Annotated in this window: 19 protein-coding genes; 6 read left to right on the forward strand and 13 right to left on the reverse strand. The window is 66.6% G+C overall.

Annotation, left to right across the window (positions count from 1 at the left end; all coding sequences use genetic code 11):
* Window positions 1-4: 4 nt before the first annotated feature.
* A complete protein-coding gene (locus tag AC1U2B_RS16235) occupies window positions 5-1,333 on the reverse strand; it encodes an aspartate aminotransferase family protein (protein ID WP_133761065.1) in 1,329 nt (442 codons plus the stop codon).
* A gap of 120 nt (window positions 1,334-1,453) precedes the next feature.
* Between AC1U2B_RS16235 and AC1U2B_RS16240 the strand changes: the two genes are divergently transcribed.
* Complete coding sequence (locus AC1U2B_RS16240; protein WP_260937030.1) at window positions 1,454-1,834, forward strand: nitroreductase family deazaflavin-dependent oxidoreductase; 381 nt, start codon at window positions 1,454-1,456, stop codon at window positions 1,832-1,834.
* Window positions 1,835-1,881: 47 nt separating this feature from the next.
* On the opposite strand, the gene AC1U2B_RS16245 is transcribed toward AC1U2B_RS16240, so the two are convergent.
* Window positions 1,882-2,361 carry a MarR family winged helix-turn-helix transcriptional regulator gene (locus AC1U2B_RS16245; RefSeq protein WP_480217550.1) on the reverse strand — a complete coding sequence of 160 codons (480 nt, stop codon included), beginning with the start codon at window positions 2,359-2,361 and terminating at the stop codon, window positions 1,882-1,884.
* Between the two features lie 174 nt (window positions 2,362-2,535).
* Between AC1U2B_RS16245 and AC1U2B_RS16250 the strand changes: the two genes are divergently transcribed.
* Window positions 2,536-2,952: a DUF5313 domain-containing protein gene (locus AC1U2B_RS16250; protein ID WP_480217551.1), complete on the forward strand. Its 417-nt coding sequence runs from the start codon at window positions 2,536-2,538 to the stop codon at window positions 2,950-2,952.
* Window positions 2,953-3,050: 98 nt separating this feature from the next.
* Here the strand turns inward: AC1U2B_RS16250 and AC1U2B_RS16255 are convergent, their stop codons facing one another.
* Window positions 3,051-3,437, reverse strand: a complete 387-nt coding sequence (locus AC1U2B_RS16255) for a carboxymuconolactone decarboxylase family protein (RefSeq protein WP_133761061.1) — start codon at window positions 3,435-3,437, stop codon at window positions 3,051-3,053.
* 116 nt (window positions 3,438-3,553) lie between these two features.
* On the opposite strand from AC1U2B_RS16255, the gene AC1U2B_RS16260 reads away from it, so the two are divergent.
* A complete protein-coding gene (locus AC1U2B_RS16260; protein ID WP_377042037.1) occupies window positions 3,554-3,895 on the forward strand; it encodes a DUF485 domain-containing protein in 342 nt (113 codons plus the stop codon).
* Complete coding sequence (locus AC1U2B_RS16265) at window positions 3,895-5,526, forward strand: monocarboxylic acid transporter (protein WP_480217552.1); 1,632 nt, start codon at window positions 3,895-3,897, stop codon at window positions 5,524-5,526. Before AC1U2B_RS16260 ends, AC1U2B_RS16265 begins: the two co-directional genes overlap by 1 nt.
* An 11-nt stretch (window positions 5,527-5,537) precedes the next feature.
* On the opposite strand, the gene AC1U2B_RS16270 is transcribed toward AC1U2B_RS16265, so the two are convergent.
* Both AC1U2B_RS16270 and AC1U2B_RS16275 read right to left on the reverse strand, forming a co-directional pair.
* Window positions 5,538-6,089 carry a DUF5994 family protein gene (locus AC1U2B_RS16270; protein WP_480217553.1) on the reverse strand — a complete coding sequence of 184 codons (552 nt, stop codon included), beginning with the start codon at window positions 6,087-6,089 and terminating at the stop codon, window positions 5,538-5,540.
* Entirely contained in the window at window positions 6,086-6,349 is a 264-nt protein-coding gene (locus tag AC1U2B_RS16275) for a hypothetical protein (RefSeq protein WP_480217554.1), read from the reverse strand. The genes AC1U2B_RS16270 and AC1U2B_RS16275 overlap by 4 nt, the downstream gene beginning before the upstream one ends.
* Before the next feature lie 261 nt (window positions 6,350-6,610).
* Here AC1U2B_RS16275 and AC1U2B_RS16280 point away from each other — a divergent pair, with 261 nt between their 5' ends.
* The gene (locus AC1U2B_RS16280; protein WP_480217555.1) at window positions 6,611-7,354 is read left to right on the forward strand and encodes a TetR/AcrR family transcriptional regulator C-terminal domain-containing protein; all 744 of its coding nucleotides are present in this window, start codon (window positions 6,611-6,613) and stop codon (window positions 7,352-7,354) included.
* A 24-nt stretch (window positions 7,355-7,378) separates the two neighbouring features.
* On the forward strand, window positions 7,379-8,488 hold the full coding sequence (locus tag AC1U2B_RS16285) for a fatty acid desaturase family protein (protein ID WP_480217556.1): 1,110 nt from the start codon (window positions 7,379-7,381) through the stop codon (window positions 8,486-8,488).
* On the opposite strand, the gene AC1U2B_RS16290 is transcribed toward AC1U2B_RS16285, so the two are convergent.
* The 8 genes from AC1U2B_RS16290 to AC1U2B_RS16325 form a co-directional block, all read right to left on the reverse strand.
* On the reverse strand, window positions 8,485-8,697 hold the full coding sequence (locus AC1U2B_RS16290; protein ID WP_480217557.1) for a hypothetical protein: 213 nt from the start codon (window positions 8,695-8,697) through the stop codon (window positions 8,485-8,487). The two genes, AC1U2B_RS16285 and AC1U2B_RS16290, sit on opposite strands and share 4 nt — an antisense overlap.
* A 132-nt stretch (window positions 8,698-8,829) precedes the next feature.
* The gene (locus AC1U2B_RS16295; protein WP_480217558.1) at window positions 8,830-9,447 is read right to left on the reverse strand and encodes a maleylpyruvate isomerase family mycothiol-dependent enzyme; all 618 of its coding nucleotides are present in this window, start codon (window positions 9,445-9,447) and stop codon (window positions 8,830-8,832) included.
* A gap of 85 nt (window positions 9,448-9,532) precedes the next feature.
* Window positions 9,533-10,144 carry a TetR/AcrR family transcriptional regulator gene (locus AC1U2B_RS16300; protein WP_480217559.1) on the reverse strand — a complete coding sequence of 204 codons (612 nt, stop codon included), beginning with the start codon at window positions 10,142-10,144 and terminating at the stop codon, window positions 9,533-9,535.
* A complete protein-coding gene (locus tag AC1U2B_RS16305; protein ID WP_480217560.1) occupies window positions 10,134-11,003 on the reverse strand; it encodes an oxygenase MpaB family protein in 870 nt (289 codons plus the stop codon). The genes AC1U2B_RS16300 and AC1U2B_RS16305 overlap by 11 nt, the downstream gene beginning before the upstream one ends.
* Before the next feature lie 39 nt (window positions 11,004-11,042).
* Window positions 11,043-12,254 (reverse strand): acyl-CoA dehydrogenase family protein, encoded by a 1,212-nt coding sequence (locus AC1U2B_RS16310; protein ID WP_043401390.1) that lies wholly within the window; start codon window positions 12,252-12,254, stop codon window positions 11,043-11,045.
* Window positions 12,255-12,264: 10 nt separating this feature from the next.
* Window positions 12,265-12,507, reverse strand: coding sequence for a hypothetical protein (locus tag AC1U2B_RS16315; RefSeq protein ID WP_071286561.1), 243 nt, complete (start codon window positions 12,505-12,507; stop codon window positions 12,265-12,267).
* On the reverse strand, window positions 12,504-13,004 hold the full coding sequence (locus AC1U2B_RS16320) for a transport-regulating membrane protein Mce1N (RefSeq protein ID WP_480217561.1): 501 nt from the start codon (window positions 13,002-13,004) through the stop codon (window positions 12,504-12,506). The genes AC1U2B_RS16315 and AC1U2B_RS16320 overlap by 4 nt, the downstream gene beginning before the upstream one ends.
* Window positions 13,001-13,402: a hypothetical protein gene (locus tag AC1U2B_RS16325; protein WP_480217562.1), complete on the reverse strand. Its 402-nt coding sequence runs from the start codon at window positions 13,400-13,402 to the stop codon at window positions 13,001-13,003. Before AC1U2B_RS16325 ends, AC1U2B_RS16320 begins: the two co-directional genes overlap by 4 nt.
* Between the last annotated feature and the right edge of the window lie 10 nt (window positions 13,403-13,412).

A 13,412-nucleotide genomic window follows, 5' to 3' on the forward strand; every position in this document is an offset into this window, starting at 1 on the left:
CTAACTACACCGCGCTCAGCGCATCGTCCAGAATGTCCAGCCCGCGCTTGGCGTCGTCGATGCTGATGTTGCACGGCGGCACCAGGTGGAAGCGGTTGTAGTTCATGAACAGCAGCAGGCCGTTCTGCCGGGCACGCGCGTTGATGGCGCCCATCTCCGGCGAGCTGCCACCGTACGGTGCCAGCGGCTCCTTGGTGGCCCGGTCCTTGACCAGCTCGACCGCCCAGAACACGCCCAGACCGCGAACGTCGCCGATGATGTCGTGCTTCTCGGCGAGCGCCGCGAGGCCGGGACCGAAGACGTCGGTGCCGATCAGCTCGGCGTTCTCGACGATCTTCTCGTCATGCATCGCGGTGATGGTCGCCACGGATGCCGCACACGCCAGCGGGTGGCCGGAGTACGTCAGACCGCCCGGGTAGGGCTGCTCCAGGAAGCGCTCCAGAATCTTGTCGCTGACGATGACGCCGCCGAGCGGCACATAACCGGAGTTGACGCCCTTGGCGAAGGTGATGAGGTCCGGCGTGACGCCGTAGTTGTCCAGCGCGAACCACTTGCCGGTACGTCCGAAGCCGGCCATGACCTCGTCGAGGATCATCACGATGCCGTGCTGGTCGCACAGCTCGCGCACGCCCTGCAGGTAGCCGGGCGGCGGCGGCATGATGCCGACGGTGCCGGGCACCGACTCCAGGATGATCGCGGCGAAGGCACCCGGGCCTTCGAACTCGATGACCGACCGCAGGTGCGCCAGGGCGCGCTCGGACTCTTCCTCCTGCGTCTGCGAACCGAACTGGCTGCGGTACTGGAACGGACCGAAGAAGTGCGTGGTGCCTTCGCTGCCGTAGTCGTTGCCCCAGCGGCGGACGTCGCCGGTCAGGTTGATCGTCAGCGCGGTGCCGCCGTGGTAGCTGCGGTAGGTCGACAGCGTCTTGTAGCGGCCGGTGTACACGCGGGCCATGCGGATGGCGTGCTCGACGGCGTCGGCGCCACCGTTGGTGAAGAACACCCGGTTGAAGCCTTCGGGGGCCACCTGGCAGATCAGGTCGGCGGCGGTGGCCCGGGCCTCGTTGGCGTGCTGCGGCGCGATGGTGCACAGCTTGGCGGCCTGCTCGGCGATGGCCGCGACGACCTTGGGGTGCTGGTGGCCGATGTTGGTGTAGACGAGTTGGCTGGAGAAATCGAGCAGCCGGTTGCCGTCACCGTCGATGAGGTAGCTGCCCTCGGCGCCGGTGAAGACCAGCGGGTCGAGCTTCCCCTGGGCCGACCACGAGTGGAATACGCGGCTGCGCTCCAGGTCATAGATCCGGCGGGCGTCAGCGTTGGCGGGCGCAGGCATGCATTCCTCCTCGAAAATGAATCAGCGGGCCGGTGTGCGGCACGGCGGCATCGCCGCTACCGATCGGTAACATTACTCGCTTCCCTGGCCGCCTCCGTCACGATGGCGCACGATGAGGACATGCAGATTCCGCAATCGGTCGCCCGTTTCAACCGTCGGGTCACCAATCCCATCCAACGGCTGTGGGCCGGCCGCGCGCCGACGTTCGGCATCCTCGAGCACGTCGGACGTAAGTCCGGCAAGACGTTCCGCACGCCGCTGACGGTGTTCACCACCGCCGACGGCTTCGCCATCCTGCTGACCTACGGCCCCGACCGCGACTGGCTCAAGAACATCACCACGTCCGGTGGCGGCCGGATAACCCGGCGCGGTCATACGGTCGACGTGGTCGACCCGCGTGTGGTGAGCAAGGAGGAGGCCGCCCCGCTCATCACCGGGTCTTTACGTAAGGTGTTTCCGCGCTTGCCTTTTGAGCAGGCGGTGCTGCTGCGGCGTGCATAGCTAACCGCCGGACACACCTCGGCGACGATGGCCGTCTGGTACGCGGATCATTCTGCCGGTCCGCCGGCGGCAACGGCAGCTGCGTTGATCTTGGTGAGCACAGCGTGCAGGTGCTCCAGTTCGGTCAGATCAACGCCCAGTTGCTTGACGACTGCCGGCGGGATTTTCAGTGCGCGGCGTCGTAGCGCGACCCCTTTGGGCGTCAGGGTTATGTGCGTGGCGCGTTCGTCGGCGGCACTGCGGGTGCGGTGGATCAGCTCAAGGGTTTCGAGGCGTTTGAGCATCGGCGAAACGGTGGCCGAATCCATCTGCAGCAACGCGGCGATCTGTTTGACGGTCAACGGGTCTTGCTTGGATTTTGCGTTGTCCCACAACGCCAGCAAGACCAGGTATTGCGGATGCGTCAGCCCGAGCGGTTCGAGTAGCGGCCGGTAGATGGCAAGTACCGCACGGTTGGTGATAGCCAGCGCGAAGCAGACCTGACGTTCCAGGGCGAGCGGGTCGACGTCTTCGGAGACAGTGGACATGCTGCCCAGTTTATTACCAGTTAGGGCCCTAACATTTTGTGCCCGCCGCGTCTGCCGAAGGCCGTTATCGGCGGCGCCCCCTCTGGCGGAATAATGGGCTAACAGATAGTGTACTAACCATTAGGGCACGAATCAGGTGGTGTCCCCTCGATCTGATCAGTCAAAGGAGTCGTCATGGCCGCCGATCGTCCGACGTTCTGGCAGCACATCACCTACGCCTACGGGCGCCGCTTGCCGGACCACCTGCAGGACTGGGTTCGTCGCGACCTCACCGACGACGGGGCGGTACGCCGGCACATGATCCGATACGCAATCCCACCGGTCTTTGTGCTGGCTCCGCTGTGGCTGCTACCGGCATCGGTGTATGTCCACTCCGAGATGACGCTGCCGATCTACTTCTGGGCCTTGGTGATGGCGTTCGTCCTCAACAAAGTGTGGCGCCGATACCGCCTCGCCCAACATGGCATGGACCCCAATCTGATCGACGAGATTCAGCGGCAGCAGCAGGCACAGATGCACGAGCGCTACATCGAGCGCTACGGCCAGCGACCGGAATCGGCCAAATGGCAGGCCAACAGCCGGCCGTTCTGACGCCATCGCGGCATCGGCCGCCCATCAGGTGATGGGCGGCCGATGCGTTTTGCGTTCGGCCGCTTATCTTTTGAGTACGTGGCGCCGCTGCGCCGGGCCTAGGAAGTCTCGTCCAGCACCTGCTGGACCACCCGCATCGCGCTCAGCGCCGCGGGCGCCCCGCAGTACCCCGTCGCGTGGATGATCGCTTCGACGATCTCCTCGCGGGTGAGTCCGTTGTTCAGACCGCCCCGGACGTGGCCGGCGAGTTCCTCGTGGGCGCGCAGGGCCGTCAGCATGCCGAGGTTGAGCAGGCTGCGGTCACGCCGGCTCAGACCCGGCCGGTTCCACACCGCGTCCCACACGTGTTCGGTGACGAAGCGCTGGATCGGTTCCGATTCGGTGCCGCTGGTGCGGGCCAGCGCCCGGTCGACGAACTCGTCGCCCATCACCTGACGGCGGGTGGTGATTCCGGAATCGAATGCCGAAGCTGTCTCGCTGCTCATCCTTGGACCGTACTTCCATCTGTTCATGCAGCGGTCCGGCGATACCGGTCGCGAGTGACCCAGCTCTCAATTAGGTTCTGCGCTATCTACTCACAGTCAACCGTCAGGAGCCCTCGGTGCCAGAAACCGACCGTCCCGAGAGGGTTGCCCCCACCGGGGAGCAGTTTCTCGCCATGCAGGCCAGCCCCGAATTCCAGGAGCTGCGTACGCGGTTGCGCCGCTTCGTGTTTCCGATGACCGCGTTCTTCCTGCTCTGGTATGCCCTCTACGTCGCGCTCGGGGCCTTCGCCCACGACTTCATGGCCATCCGGGTGTTCGGCAACATCAACGTCGGCCTGTTGATCGGGTTGGGCCAGTTCCTCACCACATTCGTGATCACCGGGCTGTACGTGCGCTTCGCCAACCGGGAACTCGACCCGCGGGCCACCGCCATTCGCGAAGAACTCGAGGGCGCCTGATGACCACCACCGTCCTGGCCGCCCAGACCGTCGGCAATCCGGCCGCCAACATCGGCATCTTCAGCGTGTTCGTCGTCGTCACGATGATCGTGGTGATCAAGGCCAGCAAGCGCAATGCCACCGCCGACGAGTTCTTCACCGGTGGCCGCGGCTTCTCGGGCCCGCAGAACGGCATCGCCATCGCCGGCGACTACCTGTCCGCGGCCAGCTTCCTCGGGATCGCGGGCGCCATCGCGGTCTACGGCTACGACGGCTTCCTGTACTCCATCGGCTTCCTGGTCGCCTGGCTGGTGGCCCTGCTCCTGGTGGCCGAATTACTGCGCAACACAGGCAAATTCACCATGGCCGACGTGCTGAGCTTCCGGCTCAGGCAGCGGCCGGTCCGCCTGGCCGCAGCCACCTCGACGCTGACGGTGTCGCTGTTCTACCTGCTGGCCCAGATGGCCGGTGCCGGCGGCCTGGTGGCCCTACTGCTCGACGTCAACAGCCGCGCCGGGCAGTCGCTGGTGATCGCCGTCGTCGGCGTCCTGATGATCGTCTACGTCCTGGTCGGCGGCATGAAGGGCACCACCTGGGTGCAGATCATCAAGGCCGTGCTGCTGATCGTCGGCGCCGCGTGCATGACGGTCGTGGTGCTGGCCAAGTTCGGCTTGAACTTCTCCGACATCCTGGGCTCGGCCCAGTCGGCGATCTCCCACGCCACCACCAAGGGCGTCTCCAGCCGCGACGTCTTGGCGCCCGGCGCGCAGTACGGCGGGTCGCTCACCTCGAAGATCAACTTCATCTCGCTGGCGCTGGCGCTGGTGCTCGGCACCGCGGGCCTGCCGCATGTGCTGATGCGCTTCTACACCGTGCCGACGGCGAAAGAGGCGCGGCGATCGGTGGTGTGGGCCATCGCGCTGATCGGCGCCTTCTACCTGTTCACCCTGGTGCTCGGGTACGGCGCGGCCGCGCTGGTCGGCCCGGACCGGATTCTCAAGGCGGCCGGTGGCGTGAACTCCGCAGCCCCACTGCTGGCCTTCGAACTCGGCGGCGTCATCCTGCTCGGCGTCATCTCGGCGGTCGCGTTCGCGACGATCCTCGCGGTCGTCGCCGGCCTGACCATCACGGCGTCGGCCTCGTTCGCGCACGACATCTACGCCTCAGTTCTCAAGTCCCACAAGGTGACCGAGCAGGAACAGGTGCGGGTCTCGCGCATCACCGCGGTCGTGCTCGGGGTGTTCGCGATCGGGCTCGGCATCCTGGCCAACGGTCAGAACGTGGCGTTCCTGGTGGCTCTGGCGTTCGCCGTGGCGGCCGCGGCCAACCTGCCGACGATCCTGTACTCGCTGTACTGGAAGCGGTTCAACACCCGCGGCGCACTGTGGAGCATGTACGGCGGCCTGATCTCGACCATCGTGCTGATCGTGTTCTCCCCCGCGGTGTCCGGCACGAAGACCTCGATGATCCCCGGCGCCGACTTCGCGTTCTTCCCGCTGGCCAACCCGGGCATCGTGTCCATCCCGCTGGCCTTCGCGCTCGGCATCATCGGCACGCTCACCTCGTCCGACACCGGGGACCCCGAGCGCACCGCCGAGATGGAGGTGCGGTCGCTGACCGGGGTGGGCGCCGAGAAGGCGGTCGCGCACTGACGGCACACAGGTCAGACGAGAGCCTGCTCAACCTGTCGGGACGCCGCCGTTCCGCCTTCTGACTCCCAACGATCTTGAGCGCCCGCCGCCTGGGTGCGCCGTTCGCGGTCGCGTGGACTGATCATGAGCAGCCCGTCGGCGGAGGCAGCGTTGCCGGACTGGGCCGCCGCCATCATCGTGACGTGGGCGTCGTCGGGATCGGTGCGTGGCGGGATCACCAGCAGTATCAGCCGGTCCCGGTCGTCGTCGAGGCCGCGAACTTCGATGGTGTTGAGCGGCTGACGCCGATACCCGTCGAGGCGTACCGCGCGACCACCGATGGTGAGCTTGCGGGGCGCATTCGCCCAGGCGTTGAGGCGATACGACACGCGGTCGATCCGGCCCAGCCGCACCGACAGCACCGCCAACAGGTCCGGCAGCTCGACGGCGAGGTCATCGCTGTGCGGCCACCATGCCCCGTCGACGTATCCGCCATGCGGCGCTTTGGCTTTCAACCGCAGCCGCGGTGTGTTCGCCGGCACGGTGCCGTTCTGGTCATTCTTGCGAGTCGGTTGTGGCGTCATGGCGACGCTCCCTTCGTTACTTCTCTGGTGTCAGCGCGATCCCATTGGGTCGTTGAGCTGTCGAGCGCGGACCGGCGCCTCGGTGTGGCGACTGCCGGCCGGTCATCTCCGGCGTCAGCCGGAGTCGGTACCGGCAGCTGGATGGGTGGCGCAGCGCGGTGCTGGTTGCGGTTGTTGCCCGCCGCCCACGCGAAAACCGCGGTGAGCGCCATCGCCAGGAAGACCACGATGGACAGGAAAACTGTGTTGCTGGTAGCCATTTCGGCTCCTAGGGGTTATCGGACGAGACGTGAATGCGTCCCCGCATCACCGCCTACCGGCCGTTGACCGCGCCGGACCCCTCGGCCAGCGCGACGAGCACAGTGGCCGATCCGACGATCACGATCATGACGGCGCCTCTATCCGGTGCTACAACTCCAGTAAACTCCCAGATCAGAGCTATGTCAACATCGTAGACCTACGATATAGGGCTACACTGAAGCGATGTCGGAGAGACGCGCACGAAGGGCGGTGCTTCACCCATGACCCCACCCTCGAGAGGGCCATCACGTCCGGGGCGAGACGCGCCCGGCGCCGACTCGATCGCAGGGGACGGCGCGAGCCGGCCGATTACTCGCGCGGCGGTCCTGACCAGCGCACTGGAGATCATCGACCGCGAGGGCGTGGACGCGCTGTCGATGCGCCGTCTCGGCGAGGCGGTGGGTCGCGACCCGATGGCGCTCTACCGGCATGTGCCCAACAAGGCGGCCGTGCTCGACGGGGTGGTCGAGATGGTCTTCGAGCAGCTTGCGCTCGACACCCTGGCGACGGACTGGGCCGCCGCATTGCGCAAACTCGGCCACGGCTTCCGCGAATTGGCGCGCGCGCATCCCCACGTGGTGCCGCTGCTGGTCACCCGTCCCCTTGCCACACCACTCGGGATGCGGCCGCCCGGCATCCTGCGACACCTCGAACAGGTGCTCGCGCTCCTGACCAGAGCCGGGTTCAGCGGAGACGACGCGCTCCACGTGTACCGGACGTTGTTCGGGTTCCTCTACGGCCACGTCCTGACCGAACTGCAGGAGATCGTCGAACGTCCCGAGGAAACCGATCACGTGCTGCGGCTCGGGCTGTACCGGCTGCCGCTCGACCAGTTCCCGCACTTGCGTGACCTCGCCCCGATCTGGGCCAGCTACGACGGGCGCGCCGAACTCGACCGGGGACTCGACATCCTGCTCAGTGGCCTGGGCACCCGATTCGGCGTGCCCGCGGCCGGACCCCCATAAATCACCACGAACGGAGGTGATCCCATGGCGATCACCGATGTAGCCGAATATGCCCATCTCAGTGAGTCGGACCTGGACGCGCTAGGAACCGCCCTGGAGGCCATCCGCCACGACGTCGAGAATTCGCGCGGCGCGTCAGACAGGGCATACATCCAGCGCACCATCATGTTTCAGCGCTGCCTCGAGATCACCGCCCGGCTGGTCATCGCGGCCACCCGAGGCAAGCTGGGGTGCGCGCTCGGCACCACCGCGCTGGCCACCGCCAAGTCCATCGAGAACATGGAACTCGGCCACAACATCTGCCACGGTCAATGGGATTGGATGAACGACCCGGAGATCCACTCCAGCACCTGGGAGTGGGACATGGCCGGCGTGTCCTCGCAATGGCGGTATGCGCACAACTACCGCCACCACGTTTTCACCAACGTCATCGGGATGGACGACGATCTCGGGTACGGCATCATGCGGGTCACCCCGGACCAGCCGTGGGGCGCCGGCAATCTGCTGCAGCCGCTACGAAATGTCTTGCTGGGCATCATGTTCGAATGGGGCATTGCGCTGCAGGGCTGGGAGTCCGAGCAGCGGGGTGCGGCGACTCTCGGCGAGAAGTCCGCCCTGACCCGGGCAATGGTCCGCAAGATGGCCCGGCAGGCCGGCAAGGACTATGTGTTCTTCCCCGCGCTGAGCATTCGCCGATGGCGCCGCACCCTCACTGCGAATGCGGTCGCAAACGTGGTCCGGAACGTTTGGGCCTACGTGGTGATCTGTTGTGGTCATTTCGCCGACGGCACACAAAAGTTCACCCCCGCGGCCTTGGACGCCGAGACCAAATCCGAATGGTATCTACGACAAATGTTGGGCACTTCGAACTTCCGCGCAGGGCCGGTACTGGCGTTTCTCAGCGGCAACCTCTGCTACCAGATCGAGCACCACCTGTTTCCCGACCTGCCGAGTAACCGCTACGCCCAGATCGCCGTAGAGGTCCAGGCCGTGTGCGCTCGCTTCGGCCTGCCGTACACGACCGGTCCGCTCGCGCGCCAGTATCTCCGCACCCTGCGCACCATCGTCACACTCGCGCTGCCGGATCATGTTGCGTCCGAACGCCATTGCGCGTACGCCGGCGCGCCGGGCTAACTCGCCAGAGGGTCGGTGCGATGCACATCGCACTCGGCGTGATCGCACCGGCGTTGGTGTGCCAGTCGGTTGTCCCAGCAGCAGTCGGCGAATCGTGCGCGGCGGCGAATCCTGTCGGTCACCCGGCGGCCGTCGGCGGCGCGGCTCGCCGCGGGCTCTCCGGTGGTCAGGAACTGCTTTATCGCCGAGCACAGCATCATCGCGGACATCAGAGCCCCGCAAGTGCGGCAGCCGAAACGTCGATCACATCATCGACACCGTGGACGGTCATTGTCCGACCTCATCAATCCCCCGATGTCCAGTACACGCCCGCCGCCACGACACTGTCAACGCCGGAGCGGCTAGCGCGCACCCAGGTTCCGGCGTAACCGGTCCACACCGGGGCCGGTGAGATCAGCGAGCGCACAAGGCCGCGCGACCATCACCATCAGGAGGGCTTCCCCGGGCCCGGACGCTTCCGGCCCGCGGCCGAACGACCAGTCCAGATCAGTGGCGACCAACCGCACTCCCCTGGCCCGCCAGGCGCCGCGCAGCAGCGCGGCGTAGCGCGCGAAGTCCAGCACCGCCACCAGCCGGTCGTGCGGTATTTCCCGGGGCAGACCCAACGGTCGACGGATGTCCTGCTGGTGAATCATCCCGTCCGACAAGGCGATCCGGCCGCCGAAGCCGGTCGTCAGACCACGTGGGACGACATGCTCAGCCAACGTGGCACACAGTTCGTCGGCGCTGCGGCCCGCATTCCGCGCCAGCACGGCGGCATTGATCCGGGGCGGGTACAGCCCACCGCGCAGGAACTCCCGGACAGTCTCCGCACCGCTCAGCTCGTCGTAGCCGATGAGGTGGCCGACGACGTCGCGCACCCGCCACCCGGTGCACAACGACGGTTGTTCCCACTGCTCGGGCGTCAGCTGCGCCAGGAACTCGACGAGGTCCTCGCGCTCGGCACGGGCCAGCTCCATTGTCGACACGATTTACCCACTTCCCAGCGAAGGACCGGCCGAAACTGATCCAAGCATGAGATCCCGCGGGCTCCTACCGCCTGCGCTACCGCATCGACCCCGCGGCCGATTTGCCCGCCTGGCCCTGCAGCGCCGGCGGCAGACTCGGCACGAAATGCCGTGCGGCAAAAGCGCGGATCTCCTCAGCACTCTCCAGCGCCTCGACACTCGGCAACAGCAGCACCATCGCGGCGTAGCGCAGGATGGTGTCGGCCAGGTCGTTGACCGCCTGCTCGCCGATCCGGTCGGCGAACCCGTCCGGGAAGATGACGCGCAGCGCCGCCGCCATCCGGCCCACCGCCGCGCCGTAGTGCTGCTGCATGAGTTCGATCACGAGCGACGGTTCATCGGTCATCATCCGGTTCAGCACCCGGTGCCGGCGGAACCGCAGGATCGACAGCGTGAACGCCTCGACATACAAATCAGATTGCGGCCCAGCATTTTTCAGCTCGCCGGCGATATCGTCGAACAGCACGACGTTCTCGCGCTCGACGACCGCGGCCACCAGCTCGTCGCGGCTCGCGAACCGCCGGTAGATCGTGGTGCGGCTGACGCCGGCCCGGCGCGCCACGTCGTCGAGCGCAACGCGGCGGAAGCCGTGCTGCTCGAACTCGATGAGCGCCGCGTCGAGGATCGCTTGCGTCGCGTCAGCGGGCACGTGCGTAACCGTTTTGCGCAAAGCTGTTGTATCGCACCGACATCGGCAATCGGTCCCACACCCAGTTCACCGGCTTGGTACGCCAGGCGGCGGCGAACAACTGGTAGGCGCGTTCCTGCCGGTCGGTCCAGGGCAGCTCCAGCAGGTCCCGCGTCCGCGGCGGCATGCCACCGGTGGTCAGGAACGCCGCGACCGGGTTGAACGCCACCGCGATGACGCGCCACACCGCCGGGTTGACGCCCTTGGGCGCCGGAAAGCCTTTGGTCACATAGCCGACGCCGTACCGAGCCGTCTTGTGCGGCACCGCGACGTCGTTGATCATCCGGTCCCAGTACTCCTCGAATTCGGCATAGGTGGCCGGCATCGGCCGGTCACTGACGCCATAGCGGCGGTACCACGTCTTGGACTCGAGGTAGATCTGTTCCTTCTCGGCGTAGCTCAGGCGCTTGACGAACGTGTCCGCGAAGTACAGCACCTGGTCGACGAACGTCGCGTGCGCCCAGTAGTAGGTGTCGGGGTCGAGCGCGTGGTAGCGGCTGCCGTCGGGCATGTCGCCCTTGATCTCGCGGTGGTAGTCGCGGACCTGCGTTCCGGTATTGGCGTCATCGGTGCCGTACACGGTGCGGAAGATCGGCGGCAGCGACCGCTTGATCCGCGCCGAGGTGTCGGCGAAGAACACCGAATGGTCCAGCACACCCTGGCCGAGCTGGGCCAGCATGTTCTGCAGGACCGCAGGCCGGGGGCCGATCAGGTACATCCGGTTGTCGCCGAAGTACTTCCACACCAACGAGTCGGGCCCCAGTGGCAGGGCATCAACCGGCTCCGAGACCAGCTCGGACTGTTCCGCAAGTTCGGTCATATGGAACAGTGTTACAAATTTTGCACTCTGTAACAAGAGCTACTTGAGCGGCAGCCCCGTGATCGCGCGGGACATCACGAGCCGCTGGATCTCACTGGTGCCCTCGAAAATCGTGAAGATCTTGGCGTCGCGGTGCCACCGCTCCACCGGATAGTCGCGGGTGTAGCCGTTACCGCCCAGAATCTGGATGGCCTCGTCGGTCACGTAGACCGCCGTCTCACTGGCGACCAGCTTGGCCATGGAGCCTTCGGCGTTCTCGAACGGCATGTTGTTGCGCGCCATCCAGCCGGCCCGCCACACCAGCAGCCGCGCCGCGTCGACGCGCGCCTTCATATCGGCCAGCTTGAAAGCGACGGCCTGGAAGTCACCGATCTTGCGGCCGAACTGCTCGCGCTCCTGCGCGTATCCCAGCGCGTACTCGTAGGCCGCGCGGGAGACGCCCAACGCCATCGCCCCCACCGTCGGCCGCGTCCGCTCGAACGTCTTCATGGCCACCTGGCCCGCAGAACTCTTGCCTTCGCGGGTGCGGGCGATCCGCTCCTCGAACTTCTCCCGGCCGCCGACGATCAGCCGGCCCGGCAGCCGGACGTCGTCGAGCACTACCTCAGCGGTGTGCGACGCCCGGATGCCGTGCTTCTTGAACTTCTGGCCCTGGCTGAAACCCTTTGTGCCAGGCGGGATGATGAAGCTGGCCTGGCCGCGCGAGCCGAGCTCCGGGTACACCGAGGCGACGACGATGTGCACGTTGGCGATGCCGCCATTGGAGGCCCAGGTCTTGGTGCCGTTGAGCACCCATTCGTCGGTGGCCTCGTCGTACCGCGCCCGGGTGATGATCGACGAAACATCCGATCCCGCACCGGGTTCCGACGAACAGAACGCGGCCAGCTTGGGCTCGTTGATGTCGCCGTACATCTGCGGCAGCCACTCGCCCAGCTGTTCCATGGTGCCGTTGGCCGCCAGTGACGCGGCGGCCAGACCGGTTCCCATGATGGACATCGAGATGCCGGCGTCTCCCCAGAACAGCTCTTCGACGGCGACGGGCATGCCGAGCCCGGTCTCCTCGGCAGTCTGAGCAGCAAAGAACTCCATGGAGTACAGACCGACCTTGGCCGCCTCCTGAAGGATCGGCCAGGGCGTCTCTTCGCGCTCGTCCCACTCCTCGGCGGCCGGACGGATCACGTCAGCAGCGAACTCGTGGACCCAGTCCCGGACCTGTACGACGTCAGCGGACAGTTCAAGCGAAAAAGACATGGGCGACACACTACTGGGCGCGCCGCCACCTCGCCGTGCCTACTACGGCGAGCACCCCGGCCAGGGTCGCCAGCAACAGCGACAACGTGATGAACGACGGGTCATAGAGCACCGACGTCTTCACCGGCTCGCCGGGAATCACCGGCGCCACGTCGGCGATCGACGATGCGGCCAGCCAACTCAGCACCGAGCCGACGGCCGCCAGCACCGCCACTACCAGCGCGCCCGCCGCCACGATCCTGCCGGTGCTCATTCGTCGTCGTCCTCGCCGAATTCGCGTACACCCAGCGCCTCCAGCTGGGCACGCAGCCCGCGATGGCGCCGCGCCCAAGCCTGCGCGGTCCGGTCACCGGTCATCTTGAGCCCGATCCCGGTGCGTCCCCGCGGAACACCGGTCAGCTCTCCGAGCGCCCGGTCGGACTGCCAGCGCGGCGCCTCGGCGCCCCGCGCCTCCGGGTAGATCCCGAGCATGTCCGCGACGCGGACCGACTCAGTGCCCTGGCGCAGGTATTCCGGCGTCAGCTCGACCGAGGTGTGCAGGCGTGCGGCCTTGATCTGCAGCCCGATGAACCCCGTCACCAGCACCAGGAACACCAGCGGCACCAGCGGGTCCAGCCGGTGGGCCGACCACAACTGCATCGCGGCGATGGAACCGCCGGAGAACGGCCCCAGCAGCAGCCACCACCAGCTGGCACCGACCTCGTGGAAGAGGACCTGTTCGGCGTCAGTGCCTGTCGGCGCGTCTGTCATGCGTTGGCCTTTCCATCGAACCAGGACTGCGCCGCAGGCCGGGTGATCGAGACCGTCCCACCGATCGCCAACGCCATGACAATCGTCAGCACCAGGAATCCCAGCGGATCCGCCCCGAACACCAGCAGCAAAAACGCAATCAGCAGAACGATCGCCATCGCCAGCGCGGTGGCGGCCCGGCGAAACCGGGCATCGCCGCGTCGCGCCCGGCCGGCGAGAAAGCCCAGAGCGAGTCCGACCGCCGCCAGCAGCCCACCGATGGCCCGGAACGAACCGGGCAGGCTCAGGCTGAGCTGCCAGGTACCGATCGCGGTGAGGAGACCCCCGGCCACCACCCAGCACCAGAAAGCAACGGTCACGGCCTGCGGTCGGGCGGGTGAGGGCGTGGGCTCAGTCATATCCGGGCCA

This window comes from Mycolicibacterium sp. P4_G11, from assembly GCF_056555145.1.